At 66.7% G+C, this 17134-nt stretch carries 16 protein-coding genes; 7 read left to right on the forward strand and 9 right to left on the reverse strand.

The genetic code is table 11. The features are described 5' to 3' along the window. Positions 1–46: 46 nt before the first annotated feature. Complete coding sequence (phoU, locus tag OHB26_RS08175; RefSeq protein WP_067568412.1) at positions 47–718, forward strand: phosphate signaling complex protein PhoU; 672 nt, start codon at positions 47–49, stop codon at positions 716–718. A gap of 95 nt (positions 719–813) precedes the next feature. On the opposite strand, the gene OHB26_RS08180 is transcribed toward phoU, so the two are convergent. From OHB26_RS08180 to OHB26_RS08210, 7 genes are all read right to left on the reverse strand, one after another. Next, positions 814–2418 carry an MFS transporter gene (locus OHB26_RS08180; RefSeq protein ID WP_330183596.1) on the reverse strand — a complete coding sequence of 535 codons (1605 nt, stop codon included), beginning with the start codon at positions 2416–2418 and terminating at the stop codon, positions 814–816. Positions 2419–2769: 351 nt separating this feature from the next. Continuing rightward, positions 2770–3546, reverse strand: coding sequence for a phosphate ABC transporter ATP-binding protein PstB (gene pstB, locus OHB26_RS08185; RefSeq protein ID WP_330183597.1), 777 nt, complete (start codon positions 3544–3546; stop codon positions 2770–2772). A 17-nt stretch (positions 3547–3563) separates the two neighbouring features. Next, positions 3564–4463: a phosphate ABC transporter permease PstA gene (gene pstA, locus OHB26_RS08190; RefSeq protein ID WP_330183598.1), complete on the reverse strand. Its 900-nt coding sequence runs from the start codon at positions 4461–4463 to the stop codon at positions 3564–3566. Continuing rightward, complete coding sequence (gene pstC, locus OHB26_RS08195) at positions 4460–5431, reverse strand: phosphate ABC transporter permease subunit PstC (protein ID WP_330185538.1); 972 nt, start codon at positions 5429–5431, stop codon at positions 4460–4462. The genes pstA and pstC overlap by 4 nt, the downstream gene beginning before the upstream one ends. 128 nt (positions 5432–5559) lie before the next feature. Next, positions 5560–6687 carry a phosphate ABC transporter substrate-binding protein PstS gene (gene pstS / locus OHB26_RS08200; protein ID WP_330183599.1) on the reverse strand — a complete coding sequence of 376 codons (1128 nt, stop codon included), beginning with the start codon at positions 6685–6687 and terminating at the stop codon, positions 5560–5562. A gap of 252 nt (positions 6688–6939) precedes the next feature. After that, on the reverse strand, positions 6940–7836 hold the full coding sequence (gene mshD / locus OHB26_RS08205; protein WP_330183600.1) for a mycothiol synthase: 897 nt from the start codon (positions 7834–7836) through the stop codon (positions 6940–6942). After that, positions 7836–8594 (reverse strand): winged helix-turn-helix transcriptional regulator, encoded by a 759-nt coding sequence (locus OHB26_RS08210; RefSeq protein ID WP_330183601.1) that lies wholly within the window; start codon positions 8592–8594, stop codon positions 7836–7838. The genes mshD and OHB26_RS08210 overlap by 1 nt, the downstream gene beginning before the upstream one ends. 311 nt (positions 8595–8905) lie before the next feature. Between OHB26_RS08210 and OHB26_RS08215 the strand changes: the two genes are divergently transcribed. From OHB26_RS08215 to OHB26_RS08240, 6 genes are all read left to right on the forward strand, one after another. Then, positions 8906–9748, forward strand: coding sequence for an LmeA family phospholipid-binding protein (locus tag OHB26_RS08215; RefSeq protein WP_330183602.1), 843 nt, complete (start codon positions 8906–8908; stop codon positions 9746–9748). After that, on the forward strand, positions 9745–10200 hold the full coding sequence (locus OHB26_RS08220; RefSeq protein WP_330183603.1) for a thioredoxin family protein: 456 nt from the start codon (positions 9745–9747) through the stop codon (positions 10198–10200). The genes OHB26_RS08215 and OHB26_RS08220 overlap by 4 nt, the downstream gene beginning before the upstream one ends. Before the next feature lie 262 nt (positions 10201–10462). Continuing rightward, on the forward strand, positions 10463–10948 hold the full coding sequence (locus OHB26_RS08225) for a DUF4395 domain-containing protein (protein ID WP_330183604.1): 486 nt from the start codon (positions 10463–10465) through the stop codon (positions 10946–10948). Between the two features lie 26 nt (positions 10949–10974). Next, positions 10975–11808 (forward strand): sulfurtransferase, encoded by an 834-nt coding sequence (locus OHB26_RS08230; RefSeq protein ID WP_330183605.1) that lies wholly within the window; start codon positions 10975–10977, stop codon positions 11806–11808. A 6-nt stretch (positions 11809–11814) separates the two neighbouring features. Beyond that, the gene (locus tag OHB26_RS08235) at positions 11815–12120 is read left to right on the forward strand and encodes a DUF1416 domain-containing protein (RefSeq protein WP_067568422.1); all 306 of its coding nucleotides are present in this window, start codon (positions 11815–11817) and stop codon (positions 12118–12120) included. 317 nt (positions 12121–12437) lie between these two features. Then, positions 12438–13151 carry an FABP family protein gene (locus tag OHB26_RS08240; protein ID WP_330183606.1) on the forward strand — a complete coding sequence of 238 codons (714 nt, stop codon included), beginning with the start codon at positions 12438–12440 and terminating at the stop codon, positions 13149–13151. A gap of 402 nt (positions 13152–13553) precedes the next feature. On the opposite strand, the gene OHB26_RS08245 is transcribed toward OHB26_RS08240, so the two are convergent. Both OHB26_RS08245 and cydD read right to left on the reverse strand, forming a co-directional pair. Beyond that, on the reverse strand, positions 13554–15263 hold the full coding sequence (locus tag OHB26_RS08245; RefSeq protein ID WP_330183607.1) for an ATP-binding cassette domain-containing protein: 1710 nt from the start codon (positions 15261–15263) through the stop codon (positions 13554–13556). Then, a complete protein-coding gene (gene cydD, locus OHB26_RS08250; protein ID WP_330183608.1) occupies positions 15260–17110 on the reverse strand; it encodes a thiol reductant ABC exporter subunit CydD in 1851 nt (616 codons plus the stop codon). Before cydD ends, OHB26_RS08245 begins: the two co-directional genes overlap by 4 nt. Positions 17111–17134: the final 24 nt, after the last annotated feature.

The raw sequence follows: 17134 nt of genomic DNA on the forward strand, positions 1-17134 counted from the left end.
CCACCGTTGGTGACTTGGACAGCGGCTACCACTAATGTCTTGACTCATGCGTGTCATCTACAACGAACAAATGGCCGAGCTCGCCGATCTGCTCGGCGGCATGGCCGGGCTCGCCGGATCGGCCATGGAGCGGGCTACCAACTCGCTGCTCAATGCCGATCTCGAGCTCGCGGAGCAGGTGATCACCGAGTACGACCGCATCGCCGAGATGATCCAGCTGGCCGAGGAGAAGGCCTTCGCACTGCTGGCCCTGCAGGCCCCCGTCGCCGGTGATTTGCGGCAGGTCGTCAGCGCCATCCAGATCGTCGCCGATGTGAACCGGATGGGCGCGCTCGCCCTGCACGTCGCCAAGATGACCCGTCGGCGCTTCCCGAACCACGCCGTGCCCGAGGCGGTCAACAGCTACTTCGCCGAAATGGGCCGGATCGCGGTCAAGATGGGCGCGACCGCCAAGGAGGTGCTGGAGACCCGCGATCCCGAGCGGGCCGCCAAGCTCACCGACGACGACGAGGCGATGGACGATCTGCGCAAGCATCTGTTCACGCTGATCATGGACCGCGACTGGCAGTTCGGTGTGCCCTCCGCCGTCGATGTGGCGCTGCTGGGCCGGTACTACGAGCGCTTCGCCGATCACGCCGTGGAGATCGGACGCCGCGTGGTGTTCCTGGTGACCGGCGTCCTGCCCCCGGACCCGGATTCCGAGAAGGAAAGCATCTGACAACTCCCGTGGCTCCGGATCCATCCTGAAATCCGGAGACGACAAGGGAATTGCCTCGACGCCCGCACACGACACGGTGCGGGCGTCGAGCCGTCTCACGCCCGCCGCGCCGACTCGGCATCCGAATCGGTTGCGATGGGCTCTTTTTCGCGCCAGCCCAACAGCACCGACGGACGGCGTTCCGGCCGCCACGGCAGCGTGAGCGCCACAATGAGAGCCGCGACGACCAGGGTGCCCACCGCGACGTAGGAGGCCGCCTGCGCGCCGTCAAGCGCGGCCACCTTCATGGCGTGGATCAGGTCCGTCTTCGCCTGTGACAGCAGGGGATTCACCGGCGTCTTGATGATCTCGAGGACGCTGATCGGGGTATTGCTCGCCAGCTCCTTCTGCTGCGGATTCATGATCTGATCGGGAATCCCGGCGATCTTGTCACCCACATTGTGGGTGTACACCGAGGTCATGATCGAGCCGAGCAACGCCACACCCAGCGCACCGCCGACCTCACGGGTGGTGTCATTGACCGCCGAACCCGCGCCCGCCTCCGCCAAAGGCACCGAGCCCATGATGGATTCGGTCGCCGGACCCTGAACCACCGCGAATCCCAGGCCCATCAGGATCATGGAGACCACAACCGGTCCCACATAGGCGGTTTCGACCCTCGTCTGCCCCGCGATGTACATGGCCACCGCGAGAATCAACAGTCCGCTCACCACCATGGCCGTGGTGCCGAACCGCTGCGCCAGCATGGTCGCGATGGGTGCGCCGAAACCGACGGCGATCGCGAAAGGCAGTGAGTGGATGCCGAATTCGAGCGGGGTCAGCTCCTTGACGCCCTGGAAGTACTGCGTGATCAGGAACAGGAATCCGAACGCCGCGAAGTAGGAGACGGTGATGGCCAGCGACGGGAGTGCGAAGCGGCGATTGCGGAACAGCCGCATATTCAGCACCGGTGTCGCCACCCGCAGCTCCCAGCCGACGAACACCGTCAACGCCAGGATCGAAAGCAGGTATCCCGCCAGGCTTTGCGCCGACAGCCAGCCGTGCTTGGGCGCTTCGATGATCGACCACACCAGCGCCGTCACACCCACCAGCGACAGCACGATACCGATGCGATCGAGCCGATCCACATGCGCCGCACGCGATTCCGGCACCGTGACAATGACCGCGGCGATGGCGATCAGCGCCACCGGCACATTGATCCAGAACACCGAATGCCAGGAGAAGTACTTCAGCAGCCAGCCGCCGATGGTCGGTCCGAGCGCGACCGCGATACCCGCCATGGCGGTCCAGGAGGCGACGGCCGCGGCCCGCTCCCTGGCATCGGTGAAGATATTGATCAGCAGCGCCAGCGTCGCCGGGAACACCACCGCCGCGAAGACTCCCATCCCCGCGCGGGCGGCGATGACCTGTCCGAGCCCGGAGGAGAGCGCCCCCGCCGCCGACATGACCGCGACGCCGATCAATCCGATGATCATGAACCTGCGCCGGCCGAACCTGTCACCGAGATGCCCCATGGCGAGCAGCAGGCCCGAGAACGCCAGCGTGAACGCGTCGACAATCCACTGCAATCCGCTCATATCGGCTTCGAGCTGTACCGCCATGGATGGCAGCGCCACATTCACGAGCGTGTTGTCCAGCACCACGAGCAGTTCCGCCAGGCAGATGGCGACCAGCGCGGCGATGCGCGCCTGTCGACTCATCCCGGCGGTTCCGGATACCCGGTTCGCCATTGAAACAGTCACCCGACACCTCCAACTAGACCGATTGGTTTACCAACTCGGTCAGAGTAGATGTTACCGAGAGTTGCACACAACCTCCCACGGTATGTATGACGCAGCACACAGGAGCCGTTCGCAACGCAAAAAGCGGCCCCGGACCTGGTGGTCCGGGGCCGCGTCGAGCGATCGATATGGGACAGCGACCGCTGATCCCGTAAGGATCCGGGTAACTCCCGGGGTACGGGCCAACCCAGCACCCACGGCACCGCCAGTGGCCAACGCAACTGGTGCGGCCCCTGGGCCCGGCTCGAAGTCGCGGGGAGGCGGGGATTTCTATCCGAAACGGCCCGAGATGTAGTCCTCGGTGGACTTCTGCGACGGGTTGGAGAAGATCCGCTCGGTCTCGTCGATCTCGATGAGCTTGCCGGGCTTGCCCTGCGCCTCCAGATTGAAGAACGCCGTCTGGTCACTCACACGCGCGGCCTGCTGCATATTGTGCGTGACGATGACAATCGTGAACTCCTTCTTCAGCTCGGAGATCAGATCCTCGATCGCGAGCGTGGAGATGGGGTCCAGGGCCGAACACGGCTCGTCCATGAGCAGCACATCCGGGGAGATGGCAATGGCACGGGCGATGCACAGCCGCTGCTGCTGACCACCCGAGAGCCCGCCACCGGGCTTGTCCAGCCGGTCCTTGACCTCGTTCCAGAGGTTCGCGCCGCGCAGTGAGCGCTCGGCGACCTCTTCGAGCTCCTTCTTACCGCGCACACCCTGCAGCTTCAGCCCGGCCACCACATTGTCGCGAATCGACATGGTGGGGAACGGGTTCGGCCGCTGGAACACCATGCCGATGGTGCGCCGCACGCCCACCGGGTCGATGGTGGCGCCGTAGATGTCCTCACCGTCGAGCAGCACCGCGCCCTCGACACGGGCACTCGGGGTCACCTCGTGCATGCGGTTCAGCGCACGCAGCACGGTGGACTTACCACAGCCGGACGGGCCGATGAAGGCGGTCACGCTGCGCGGCAGCACGGTCAGCGAAACATCGGAGACCGCATGGAATTTGCCGTAGTAGATATTGAGATCTTTGACGTCGATCCGCTTGGCCATCAGTCTTTTCCGTTCCTCTATCGGTTCCGCGTCAGCAGCTTGTTGACCGCCGCAGCGGCGAGGTACAGCAGCGCGATGATCAGGATCAGGGTGAGGGCGGCGCCCCACACCCGGGCCCGGCCGGCGGGTTCCGGGTTGGCCAGCTCCTGGTAGATCATCAGCGGAAGCGAGGCCATATTGCCGTCGAAAAGGTTCTGGTTGATCGACTTCGAGTAGCCGACCAGCACCAGCACGGGTGCGGTCTCACCCATGACACGGGCCACCGAGAGCAGAATGCCGGAGATCATGCCGGGGGCCGCGGTCGGAACCACGATCCGCAGAATGGTTTTCCACTTCGGAATACCGAGAGCGTAAGAGGCCTCCCGCAATTCGTCGGGAACCAGCTTGAGCATCTCCTCGGTGCTGCGCACCACCACCGGCAGCATGAGCAACACCAGGGCCAGCGCGACCGCGAAAGCACTCTGCGGCGCACCGAAAGTGGCGATCCACAGCGCGAAGATGAACAGCGCCGCCACGATCGAGGGCACACCCGCCAGGATGTCGACCATGAACGTGGTGGTCTTGGCCAGCCAGCCGCGGCCGTATTCGACCAGATAGATGGCGGCCATGATGCCCAGCGGCACAGCGATTATCGCGGCCATGGCCGACTGCACGATGGTGCCGTAGATGGCGTGGTAGACACCGCCCGCGGACTGCTCGGGCAGCACGCCCTTCTGCGATTTGGTCCACCAGTCGAGCGAGGCGATCGAGTCGAAGCCCCTTTCGATGACGGTGTAGAGCACCCACAGCAGCGGCACCAGGGCGATCGCGAAGCAGGCCCAGACGATGCCGGTGGCCAGCCCGTTCTTGATCCGGCGGGAGGTGCTGACGTGCCGGAAGGTCGGGGCCTTGATCGGCTTGTCGAGTGTGGTGGTCATCCGTTCACCTTCCCGCCTGCGACGAGCCGGGCCAGCGCGTTGACCACGAAGGTCAAAGCGAACAACACGAAACCGGCGGCGATATAAGCGCCGGTAGGCAGCTTGGAGCTGAATTCCGAAGCGGCAGAGGCGATCTTGGAGGCGAAGGTGTAGCCGCCGTCGAACAGCGACCAGCCACCCGCCTGTGCCGAGGTGCGCAACACCACGAGCACGGCGATGGTCTCACCGAGCGCGCGACCCAGGCCCAGCATGGAGCCCGCGATCATGCCGGAGCGGCCGTACGGCAGCACCGTCATGCGCACGACCTCCCACTTGGTGGCGCCCAGCGCCTGCGCCGCCTCGACATGCGAGAGCGGGGTCAGGCCGAAGACCTCACGACTGACGGAGGTGATGATCGGCAGGATCATCACCGCGAGCACCACGCCCGCGGTGAAGATCGTGCCACCACCGGCAATGCTGACATTGCCGTCGGAGAAGAGAAAGAACCAACCGAGATGTTCGTTCAGGAAGCGCTGGAACGGCTCGATCTTCGGAGCCAGGACCAGTACACCCCACAGACCGAACACGATCGAAGGCACCGCGGCCAGCAGGTCGACCACCATGGAGAACGGCCGAGCCAGCACCTTCGGCGCGTACTGCGTCAGGAACAACGCGATACCCACACCGATGGGAACCGCGATCGCCAGCGCCAACACCGAACTCAGCACCGTGACCATGAACAGGTCCTTGATGCCGAAGCGCAGGTTGTCCGGGTTCGAGGTGCTGAACTCGGTGCTGGTGAAGAAGTTCGCCTTGTTCGCCGCCACCGAGGGCACCGCGCGAATCAGCAGGAACAGCGCGATCAACGCGATGGCCGCGACGATCACGCCGCCGGCGGTGGTGGCCGCCGAACGGAAAATGAACTCCGCCCCGTACTTCGTCGGGGCCTTGCGCCCTGCGGCCGGCTTGGTGCTGGGTTCGGTCGGCATGAGCGCAGTATCCCCCGGCGGCTGGGCACGGTCCTCGCGCGGGTCCGTCGTCACCGACAGGCCCGCCGAGGCTGTTTCATCGTGCACGGTCATGGTGCTTCTTCGATCAGTCGGTGGCGATCAGTCGATCAGGAAATGGCGTTGATCGCGGTGGTCAGCTTGGTCTTGAACGCGTCCGGGATCGGCACGTAGCCGGCGTCCGCGAGGCCGGTCTGACCGTTGCCGACGGCCGAGGTCAGGAACGCCTTGACAGCCTTGGCGGTGTCGGCGTCGCTGTACTTCGAGCAGACGATCTCGTAGGTGGCCAGCATGATCGGGTAGGCGCCACCGGTGGTGGGCTTGTAGATCGAGCTGTTGTCCAGCACCAGGTCGTTACCCTGACCGGCGATCTTGACGCTGTCGATCGCCTTACCGGCGGTCGCCGTGGTCAGCTCGACCGGCTTCGGGTCGTTGGAGGTGCTGGTGGTCAGGATGCGCGCCACCGACAGGTTCTGCGCCTTGGCGAACGACCACTCGTTGTAGGTGATCGAGAACGGGGTGCTCTTGATGGCGGCCGAGGTGCCCTCGTTGCCCTTCGCGCCCTCACCGACGCCGCCGACGAACGCCTTACCGGCGCCCTTGCCCCACGCGCCCTCGGAGGCGGCGTCCAGATACGTCTGGAAGTTGTCAGTGGTGCCGGACTCGTCGGAGCGGAACAGGACCGCGATCTTGTCCGAGGTCAGCTTGTCGGCCTTGGCGGTGTTGAGCGCCTTGATGTGGGCGTCATCCCAGGTGGTGATCTGGCCGTTGAAGATCTTGGCCAGGGTCGGGGCGTCCAGCACCAGATCGGTCACGCCGGGCACGTTGTAGGTGACGGCGATGGGGCCGAAGACGGTCGGCAGGTTCCAGGCCGGGCTGCCGCAGCGGGCGGCGGCCTTGTCGGTCTCACCCTTCTTGGCGCTCAGCGCCGAGTCGGAGCCCGCGAAATCGGTCTGGCCGCCGATGAACTCGTTCACACCCGCGCCGGAGCCCGAGGATGTGTAGTCCAGCTTGGCGCTGGGGCAGTTGCCCTCGTAGGCGGCGATGAAGCGGTCCATGGCGTTCTTCTGGGCCGACGAACCGCTGGCCTTGAGCGCGGTCTTGCCGCCGCAGGCGACGTCGATCTTGGCGACATTCCCGGTCGAGGCCGAGTTGTCGTCGCTGCCACAGGCGGTCAGCGTCATGGCGCCGGCTGCTGCCAGCACACCGATCAGGGCGCTGCTGCGCTTGAGATTCACTTGATTCCTCCGCGAATCACGGTTTGCACGCCCAACCCCTCAACGGTCGGACGGGCATATGTGGCGGCTGTTCGCTGCGAACTAGCGCACCGGTCAGCTGAGTGCTGCCCACATGCAACGTAAGGGCGCTCGGTGGCCAACTGGACCTGGGAAGGTGAACGGCAGATGAACAACCCGGCGCGATTCCGCTGCACGATATGTGACATTTGCCGCAACGTTGCCCGAGACCCCGCTCAACGGGACGAACCGCAGCTAAGAGGCGGTGGTATACGCCACATCGATATGGGCGGGCGCGAACCCGAGCTTGGTATAGGTATTGACCGCCGCGGTGTTGTCGGCCTCGGTGTAGAGCAGCACCGCGCCCAGACCACGCTCGCGCAGATGATGCAGACCCGCCAGGGTCAGCAGCCGCCCGAGCCCGCGACCCTGCGCGGCCGGATCCACCCCGACCACGTAGACCTCGCCGATCGCCGGGGTCTCATCCGAATGCACCTTGGTCCAATGGAATCCGAGGATGCGCTCCGGATCGGCCGGATCGACGGCGATGAACAGCCCCGCCGGATCGAACCAGGACTCACCGCGGCGCGCGTCGATATCGCGCTCGGTCCAGCCGCCCTGTTCGGGATGCCAGGAGAAGGCGGCATTGTTGACGCGCAGGATCTCGGCATCGTCGGACGGTCCGGCGTAGGTGCGCAGTGCCAGACCCTCCGGAACCACCAGTTCCGGTAGCTCCGTGTTAGCCAGATCACGGCGCATCTGCCAGAGTTCGCGCGCGACAACCAAACCGAGACGCTTGGCGACAGCCTGCGCGGCGGGCAGATTCCCATGTGCCCAGACCCGCGCGCCGGGCCCACCGGCCGACAGCGCACCCGCCACCAGACCCGCGCCGAGGCCCTGTTTCCGGAATCGCGGATCGACCGCGACCTCGGCCATGGCCGGATGCTCACCGTGAGCGGGCGTCACATTGGCGTAGCCGCCGATCGCATCGTCCCACTGCTCCACCAGGTGCAGGGCCGGGCCGTCGGCGCCCAGTGAGAGCACCGCCTGTTCGGAGACCGGGGCCACCCCGTCCGCGGCGGTGGCCCGCTCCAGCACTCCCCGCACCTGCTCGGCGGTCTCGAAGGGCAGCCGATCGGTGTAGGAGATCATCAGAAAGTGCCGTTCGCCGAGGTCAATTCGGAGTCGTCGGTGCCATCGGTCTCCGCGAAGGCGACCGTCTCACCCTTGGCGCCGGACGAGCGCGCCGGGCGCACCGCCTTGTACCCGACATTGCGAACCGTGCCGATCAGCGATTCGTACTCGCTGCCCAGCTTGGCGCGCAGGCGACGCACATGCACGTCGACCGTGCGGGTGCCGCCGAAGAAGTCGTAGCCCCACACCTCCTGCAGCAACTGGGCGCGGGTGAAGACCCGGCCCGCATGCTGCGCGAGGTACTTCAGCAGCTCGAATTCCTTGTAGGTCAGATCGAGCGGGCGACCGCGCAGGCGCGCGGTGTATGTGCCCTCGTCGATCACCAACTCACCCAAGGTGATCTTGCCGGTGTTCTCCGGGCTGGCGACGCCACCGTTGCGCGCGACCAGCAGTCGCAGGCGGGCGTCGAGTTCGGCCGGACCGGTGCCGGGCAGCAGGATGTCGTCCAGCCCCCAGTCCGCGTTCACGGCCACCAGCCCACCCTCGGTGAGCACCGCGACCACCGGCACCGACGATCCGGTGCTGCCCAGCAAACGACATAGGCCGCGCGCGGCGGCCAGATCGGTGCGGGCATCGACCAGCGCGACGTCGGCGGAGCCTGCCTCGAGCAGGGATGCCACCTCGGTCGGCGCGGGCCGCACGTGGTGCGGCAACAGCGCGAGTGAAGGCAGCACCGCCTCGGGGTTGGGGTCGGAGGTCAGCAGGAGCAGCTCCATGGGGGCCCTCCATCCCATCTGGCATGTGCGTGGCAACCGCTCTGTACGCCACGACCTCATGCTGGTTATCACAGGTATATCGGTTGCTACATTAGCGTGTCCGGACCGACACCCACGCAATCCGGGCAGCTTATCGGGCCTTGGCTATCGGTATTTTCTGCCCTCCGCTTCGCTACGGGCGGGTTCGCGGCCCCGAAGTCCCGGTTCTTCCCTCCCTCCGGCTCCTCCGCTGCGCTCCCCCGCCTCCGGTCAGTCCAGAACCGGGACGGCCGCGAACCATACTGGGGTGCGGACACTATTAAGGTGCAGATATGGCTTTCCGTCGGGTGATCATCGGGCTGCTCTGCTTGGCAGGGCTGGCCGTCGTGCTCGACTTCGGAGCGGCCGCGTATTCCGAGTACCGGGTGTCGCGAATGCTCCGCGACGGGTCGAACCTGAGCGCGGACCCCGAGGTCACCTTTCACGGATTCCCGTTCGTGGCACAGGCATTGAATGACGAATACAAGAATGTGGACATTCGGGCGCGGGCCATGCGACCGGACATTCCGGGCGAGATCATGGTCGAGACCAACCTCCGCGGCGTGCACATGTCGCTGCGCGATCTGATCGACGGCAAGGTGCAGTCGGTACCGGTGGATCAGGTGGAGGCGCGCATGCGCATCGAACCGGTCGAGCTGGGACGCCTGTTCAAGATCCCGGATCTGCAGGTGTTCGGCCCGCCCGCCGATAAATCCGATGGCACCGGCGGCTCCGGCGGTTCGGGTATGACCACGGCCGGGGCGATCATCCTGACCGGCACCATTCCGCTCCCGGACGCCGACGCGCCGGTCGTCCCGGGCACTCGGAGCAGCGGTGAGACGGTCAGCGTGCTGGCCGATCTGCGCCTGGTCGACGATCAGGTGCGGATCACCGCGACCGATATCTACCGCGGGGTGGGCGCGGCGAATCAGGGTGATGTCGCCTCCTCGCCCCCGCCGGTGACACCCGAGAGCGATAAGCCCCGGGTGCTGGCGCTGTTCACCCGCACCATCGACACCCGTGATCTGCCGTTCGGCATTCGCCCCACCAAGGTCGAGGCCAGTGGCGGGCAGATCGTGGTCGAGGGTCGCGGCCGGAACGTCACCATCGATCTGGATCGGTTACAGCAGCCGTGATCACGCTGGGCGTGCTGGCCGTCGCACTCGTCGCCGCCATCGGGATAGGAATCCTGGTGCGCCGCAACGAGGGTCGCGTACGCGAGCTCGCTCCCGCACCGTCGGCCCCCGAGAGCGCCCGCGCGGCGCTGCTCGCCGCGGCCGGAGTGATTCCCGGTCGCCCCACCGTCCTGCACTTCTCCGCGGACTGGTGTGGACCATGCGCGGCGGTGCGCCGGGTGGTGGCGAGCGTGGTCGCCGAGCTGGCCGGTACACCCGCGCCGCCGCTGGATCTGGAGCTCGATATCGATGCGAATCCGGACCTGGCGCGCGAGCTGAATGTGCTCTCGCTACCGACAACTTTCATCCTCGATCCCAATGGGCAGGAAAAATTCCGGATAGCCGGAGTTCCGAAATCTGCCGATTTGCGCAGGTCACTGGCGTCCGTAACCGTCTCCGAGGGCTCCGAGTGACCAGCATTACGGACCCGGGGTCCAATTTCCCCCGAAAATTGGGTAAACTCCCTCTCGTGCAAACCAACCGCGAGCTGATGCTCACCCGACGCCGCACGGTAGACCTGTGCCGCCTCGGTGGTTGTTGCTGCCTGTGCCGCTAGCCGGTCGGCCTTTCGTTTGCCCCATCCCTCGCGCCGACCGGGTGTGTCCCGCTGTTGAGTGATCGTTCCGATCCTCCGGCGGAAATGACCAATAGACCACTTCGCGCAGGAGTACGCACATGTCGAACCCCAATCCCACCAGGCCGCCCGCCGGACAGGTCGATGTTCGCGGCCCGCGTTTCGCGGCCTGGATCACCACCGCCGTCCTGGCTCTCGTACTGATCATCGCCACCTTCTCCATCCCCGCCGCAGCGGTGCTGCTCGCCGCGCAGGCCGTGGTCTTCGCACTCGGCGCGGCCAATGGTCCGCGGCGCAGCCCCTACGGCCTGATCTACGCGAACTTCGTCGCACCCCGCGTCGGACCCGCCCCCGAGGTGGAACCCGTTGCGCCGCTTCGGTTCGCGCAGTTGGTCGGCCTGGCCTTCGCCGTCCTCGGCGTGATCGGCTTCGCCGCCGGGGCCACCGTCGCAGGCGCGATCTTCACCGGTTTCGCGCTGTTCGCGGCCTTCCTGAACGCGGCCTTCGGTATCTGCCTGGGCTGCAAGATCTACCCCCTCGTCTCGCGGTTCAAGACCGCGCCGACCACCCCCACTCCCACCGCCTGACCCGGCACCACCCCGAAAGGAACAACATGGCTCGCTCCGATGTCCTGGTCTCCGCAGACTGGGTCGAAGAGAACCTGAACACCCCCGGCGTCGTCCTCGTAGAGGTCGACGAGGACACCTCGGCTTACGACCTGGGGCACATCGAGGGCGCCGTGCGTCTGGACTGGAAGAAGGATCTCCAGGATCAGGTTCGTCGCGATTTCGTGAACCGCGAGCAGTTCTCCGATCTGCTCTCCACCCGCGGCATCGGCAATGACGACACCGTGGTGCTGTACGGCGGCAACAACAACTGGTTCGCGGCGTACGCGTACTGGTACTTCAAGCTCTACGGCCACCAGGACGTGAAGCTGCTCGACGGTGGCCGCAAGAAGTGGGAGCTCGACGGCCGCCCGCTGGTCAAGGATGTCAAGGTCCGCCCGGCCACCGCGTACAAGGCCAGCGAGCAGGATCTGTCCATCCGCGCCTTCCGCGATGAGGCCATCCAGGCCATCGGCACCAAGAATCTGGTCGACGTGCGCTCGCCCGACGAGTTCTCCGGCAAGATCCTGGCCCCCGCGCACCTGCCGCAGGAGCAGTCGCAGCGTCCCGGCCACATCCCCGGCGCCATCAACGTGCCGTGGTCCAAGGCCGCGAACGAGGACGGCACTTTCAAGTCCGATGCGGACCTCGCCGCCATCTACAAGGAAGCGGGCCTGGACGGCGAGAAGGAGACCATCGCCTACTGCCGGATCGGCGAGCGTTCCTCGCACACCTGGTTCGTGCTGCAGGAGCTGCTGGGCCACAAGAACGTCAAGAACTACGACGGGAGCTGGACCGAGTACGGCTCCCTCGTCGGTGCACCGATCGAGTTGGGAGCGTAATCAGATATGTGTGCAGCACCTACCCAGGGACAGGCCATTCCGGCGGGCGTCGACGTGGAGAAGGAGACGGTCATCACCGGCCGCGTCCTGACCGCTGACGGCCAGACCGTCGGTGGCGCGTTCGTCCGGCTGCTGGACGGCAACGGCGATTTCACCGCCGAGGTCGTGGCCTCGGGCACCGGCGACTTCCGCTTCTTCGCCGCGCCGGGTTCGTGGACCATCCGCGCGCTGTCGGCGTCGGGCAACGGCACCACCGAGATCGCCCCCGAGGGCAACGGCATCCACAATGTGGACGTGACCGTCGCCAAGTAAAAGGCAGACCCGCCTCTCCGCGACTTCGAGCCAGACTCGGGAGCCGCGACAGCCGCGTTGGCCGCTGACGGTCACGCAGTTGTCTGGTTAGCCCGTACCCGGTGAGTTACCCGTAACTCTCGAAATCACGAGTTACGTTGGGCAGGAAGTCGAAAGACCTGAGACGGCCCCGGAATTTCCGGGGCCGTTTTCATGTCTGGCGACCGGGCCGATAGACTCCGAGGCGTGGTGCTTACCTTCGAGATTCTGCTGGTTCTCGTCTCCGTGCTGATCGCCTGGTTCGGTCTGTACGTCCTCTACCGGCTGTTCACCGAGTCGTGAGCGAACCGGCGAGCGAGAACGTCGACAACGGAACATCTGATCAGGCAACGCCGGACGAGCTGACCGCTCGCCGTGGCGGCGACGCTCAGCGTCGCAGCGGTGATCAGGCTGTAGCCGAGGCCGCCGAGCGCGCCAAGGTGACCGGTGCGACGAACATCCCCTCGCTCGACGGCCTACCCCTGCCGATCGATACCGCGAATCTGCGCCTGGGTCCGGACCTGAGCTCCTCCATGCTCGCGCTGCTGCCCCTGGTGGGTGTGTGGCGCGGTGAGGGTGAGGGCAATGATCCCGAGACCGGCGATTACCGCTTCGGTCAGCAGATCATCGTCTCGCATGACGGCGGCGACTATCTCACCTGGGAAGCGCGTTCCTGGGTCATCGACTCCGAGGGCGAGTACGCCGGACCGGACTTGCGCGAGAGCGGTTTCTGGCGGGTCGGTATCGACGGTGACGACGAGGTCCTGGAACTGCTGCTCACGCACTCCTCCGGGATTGTCGAGCTCTTCTACGGCCAGGCGCTGACCCAGTCCTCCTGGGAGCTCGCCACCGATGTGGTGATTCGCAGTCAGTCCGGCATCGTGGTCGGCGGGGCCAAGCGGCTCTACGGCATTGTCGAGGGCGGCGATCTGGGTTACGTCGAGGAGCGCATCGCTCCGGACGGCGCCTTGGAGCCGCGATTGTCGGCTCGTTTGCAGCGCTACGTCGGTTAATTCCCAACGCAATTCGTGATCTCGGGAGCCGAGGGTAACTCCTGGGGTACCCCCAGAACTGGGCGGAGATCCGACCGCCGGTCCGGGAACTGAGTCCCGCCGCGCCCAGCGACCGGCAATAGTCGCGGAGAGGCGGACGAGAACAGCCCCTGAGTCATATCGCGGAGGCAACTCACGCGATCCAGACCGGACAGATCTGGGACTCAGGGGCCGGGTGACTGCCTGGGATTCGCTCAGCGCTCGCGCTACGAGAATCCGTTGCAGCGGAGGCGCCTAGCTGGCAGCCACCTCACGCGTCCTCGAATTACTCATTATTCGAACCACCTCCTTCCTGTGTACAGACGAAACTAGTCGGCCGGACGGGAAGCGGCAACGTATTTTCTCGGTCCGCGAAATCGCAGGTCAGTGCTGGTTTGCCGGAATAAATCGGCGGATCGAGACGGTTGAGTTCGCGGCTACTTCCACGATCGTGTCCGCGCGGTGTTCCGCCGGAAGCTGGTGGGTGACAACCACAACCGTGCGATCCGGTGCGACCGGACCGCTGTCGCGATCGAGGAGTTCGCGCAGCAGCTCCGCGCCCGCTTCGGCCTCGAGGTGCTCGGTGGGTTCGTCCAGGAGCAGCACCTCGGCCGGGGACAGCAGGGCGCGGGCCAGCAGAATGCGGCGGCGCTGCCCACCCGATACCGCGGCCGCTCCCCCGATGAGATCGGTGTCCACGCCGTCCGGCAGTGAATCCAGCCACTCTCCCGCGCCGACCGCCCGCAGGGCGTTCTCGGCTTCGGCGGCGGTGATATCGCCGCGAGCCACCCGCAGGTTCTCCAGCACGGTCGTGCCGAAGATATGCGCATCCTCGGCGAAGAACGTGACCCCGGGGCGCGGGGTATCGAACAGCCCCGCCCAGGCCATCAACAGCGTGGTCTTACCCGCTCCGCTCGGCCCCGTGACGGCGATCCGGTGCCCCTGCGGCAGCGGCGGCAGATCCATTGCCACGGGAGCGTTTTCAGGGCGTTCGAGGCGCAGCAGCCGGTGCAGTGCGGCCCGCCCGGTGGTGAGCGCCTGCGCGGCGGCTGGCAGTACGGCCACCGCCTCGAACGCCGACAGCGGCACCAGCACCAGGACCGCGAAGGCCATGGGGGTGATCCCGCCACCCGGGATGGTTTGAAAACCCTTGGTGGCCAGCGCCGGACCGTCGCCGTACAGGGCGATACCGATGAGCAGCGATCCGAGCACGCTCGCACCGATGGACAAGGGCAGCACCGCCGCCGACCACGCACTGCGCGCGGCGGCACGATCCTCGGCCGCCACCGCCCGCTGCCCCGCCCGCTCGGCGGCCGCGATCGCACCGGAAAGCCTTCCGGCGACCCGCAATTCGGGTGCGTGGTCGAGCACGGTGAGCGCCTCGGCGGTGAACTCGGTCCGATCCGCCCGCACCGCCAACTCCGCCTCCCGTGCCGCCCGAGCGGCGAGCCACGGTGCGACGATCCCGGAAACAGCCAGCGCCACAGCGAGAATCAGCGCCGCCGGAATCGAGATGAAGGCCAGTAGCACCACCGCGAGCACCGACAGAATCACCGCGACCGCGATCGGCACGAACGCCCGCACCACCACCGCCCCGAGATCATCGATATCGCTCCCGACCCGCCCGAGCAGCTCGCCTCGCCGCAGCCGGGTCGGATCGCCTTCGCGCACAGTCACTTCGGCGGCGCCGAGGGCGGCTTCCTCCCCATTGTCTCCCGCCGCCCCCAGGGCAGGCCCACGCCCTTGCTCACCCGTACGACGCGGCCGCCAGATGTCAGCGGCGGCAAGCGTGCGATAGGTGGTGGTGCGCGCCAGACTCATCGACCGCAGCGCCACATCGTGGGTGGCGAGCCGCTCGAGGTACCGCGCCACTCCACGCGAGATACCCAACGCCCGCACCGTCACCACCGCGATACTCAAATCGAGCACCGGCGGCATCTCCCAGGCCCGCGCGATCAGCCAAGCGGCCAGCGCCGCCAACCCGAGCCCACTCCCGAGTGCGGCCACTCCCCACACGACCGAAAGCGCCAACCGGCCTTTCGAAAGCTCGAGCAGGTCCCGTATTCGGCGGAAGTCCATCAGCACCGCGCTCATCGCACACCCGCTTCCGCACGGTCCGAACCCACGAACGTCTCGACGCCTTTCGAGCCGGCGGACATTCGCGTCCCGGGCGGAGATTGGCGGTCGGCGGCGGCAAGGGTGGCTTGTACGGGGACGGTGTGGTCCGCGATGGCCAGGATCGAGGGGCGGTGGCCGACGATCACCACGGTGACACCGGCTCGGGCTCGGGCGACCAGGGCTGCCAGGACCCGGGACTCCGATTCGGGGTCCAGGTGGGCGGTGGGTTCGTCCAGGAGCAGGACGCGGCGGTCGGCGGCGAGAGTGCGGGCGAGGGCCAAGCGTTGGCGTTGACCAAGGGACAGGCCGGTGCCGCCGGTGCCGACCATTGTGTTCCAGCCCGCGGGTAGCTCGGCCAGGACGGTGTCGAATCCGCTTGCGCGGCAGGCTCCGTCGAGCTGAGCCGGGTCGGCGGGCGGGCCGAGGAGTTCGAGGTTGTCGCGGAGGGTGCCGGGGACCAGGACGGGGCGCTGGGGTAGCCAGGCCACATCGGACCACCAGGCTTCGAGATCCAGGTCCGGCAGGGGAACGCCGTCCACGGTCACTTCGCCCGCGTCGGGAGTGATGAGCCCGAGGATCGCTTGCAGGGCACTGGATTTGCCGCTGCCGTTCGGGCCGGTCAGAACGGTGACCGCACCGGGGCGCAGGATCGCGGAGAGATTCTCCGGGGCCGCGCCGTCGCGCGCTGCGATGGTGAGTTGGCGAATCTCTATGCGGCCGTGAAATTCCCGATCATTCGGTACGGCACGGTTCGGGTGGGGCTGCGGCGCGGTAGCCGAACTGGCTCGATCCGAGCCGGGGGTGGTTTCGGGGTCGAGGATGGCGAAAGCCTTTTCGGCGGCGGCCATTCCGTCCTGGGCTGCGTGGAAGCGTTCGCCCACCGCGCGGATGGGGAGGTAGACCTCGGGAGCCAGGATCAGCGCCAGCAGTCCGGCGTACAGGCCCATATCGCCGAAGACCAGGCGCAGGCCGATGGAGACTGCCACCAAAGCCACGCAGAGGGTGGCGAGGGATTCCAGGACCATGGAGGACAGGAAGGCCATGCGGAGGGCGGACATGGTGCGCTTGTGCAAGGCGTCGCCCAGTTCGCGGACTCGGTGTTGCATGGTGGTGCGCGACGGTTCGACGCTGTCGGCCGACCGGTCGGGAACGGCTGTGGCGCGGCCGGTTTCGCGGCCCAGAGCGCGCAGCGTGGGCATGCCCGCGAACAGGTCCAGAAGTTGGTCCGACAGGCGGGTGGTGGCCGCCAGGGTTTCGTTGGCGCGTCCCCGGGTGAGCAGGCCGATGAGAATCATGAAGATCGGAATCAGCGGCAGGGTGACCAGGATGATCGCGCCGGAGATCCAGTCGTGGGCGGCTATGACGGCCAGCACGATGGGCGGGATGAGCGTGGAGAGCAGTAGGGCGGGCAGGTATCCGGCGAGGTAGGCGCGCAGACCGCTCAGGCCGTTGCCGACCACCACCGCCAATTCGGTTCGGCGGCTTTCCAATTCGCGGGGAGGCAGGTGAGCGCCCGCGGTGAGGACCGCGGTCTCGAGTTCGGCGACCACCCGCGCTCCGGCGCGGTGCGCGAGCCGGGACTGCCACCAGGTGGCGGTGACCCGGATCAGCACGGCGACGGCGAACACCGTCAGTTCCGCTGTCCAGGAATCGATATCGCGGCGGGCCGGATCGGTGATGACTCCGGCGAGGACCCGCGCCAGGGCCAGGGCCGTGACCACGATGCAGCTCGTGGTCGCCAGCGACAGGCCGACGCTCAGCGCGAGATATGTGCGTGCCGAGCGGGCGTACCGCCACAGGCGCGGGTCTACCGGTCGTGCCATCTGTTCAGTTCCGTACTGTGCGTT

The organism is Nocardia sp. NBC_01503 (assembly GCF_036327755.1).
In the GTDB taxonomy this organism is placed as follows: Bacteria; Actinomycetota; Actinomycetes; order Mycobacteriales; family Mycobacteriaceae; genus Nocardia.

Coding starts and splice junctions, on each gene's coding strand:
- mshD (WP_330183600.1), bottom strand. CDS start 7,836: ATGATCTCCTACACCGATCGGCTGCCCTTCGAGACCGCCGAGCAGGTG.
- OHB26_RS08235 (WP_067568422.1), top strand. CDS start 11,815: ATGTGTGCAGCACCTACCCAGGGACAGGCCATTCCGGCGGGCGTCGAC.
- phoU (WP_067568412.1), top strand. CDS start 47: ATGCGTGTCATCTACAACGAACAAATGGCCGAGCTCGCCGATCTGCTC.
- OHB26_RS08245 (WP_330183607.1), bottom strand. CDS start 15,263: ATGAGCGCGGTGCTGATGGACTTCCGCCGAATACGGGACCTGCTCGAG.
- OHB26_RS08215 (WP_330183602.1), top strand. CDS start 8,906: ATGGCTTTCCGTCGGGTGATCATCGGGCTGCTCTGCTTGGCAGGGCTG.
- pstB (WP_330183597.1), bottom strand. CDS start 3,546: ATGGCCAAGCGGATCGACGTCAAAGATCTCAATATCTACTACGGCAAA.
- pstA (WP_330183598.1), bottom strand. CDS start 4,463: ATGACCACCACACTCGACAAGCCGATCAAGGCCCCGACCTTCCGGCAC.
- OHB26_RS08210 (WP_330183601.1), bottom strand. CDS start 8,594: ATGGAGCTGCTCCTGCTGACCTCCGACCCCAACCCCGAGGCGGTGCTG.
- pstC (WP_330185538.1), bottom strand. CDS start 5,431: ATGCCGACCGAACCCAGCACCAAGCCGGCCGCAGGGCGCAAGGCCCCG.
- OHB26_RS08230 (WP_330183605.1), top strand. CDS start 10,975: ATGGCTCGCTCCGATGTCCTGGTCTCCGCAGACTGGGTCGAAGAGAAC.
- OHB26_RS08180 (WP_330183596.1), bottom strand. CDS start 2,418: ATGAGTCGACAGGCGCGCATCGCCGCGCTGGTCGCCATCTGCCTGGCG.
- OHB26_RS08225 (WP_330183604.1), top strand. CDS start 10,463: ATGTCGAACCCCAATCCCACCAGGCCGCCCGCCGGACAGGTCGATGTT.
- cydD (WP_330183608.1), bottom strand. CDS start 17,110: ATGGCACGACCGGTAGACCCGCGCCTGTGGCGGTACGCCCGCTCGGCA.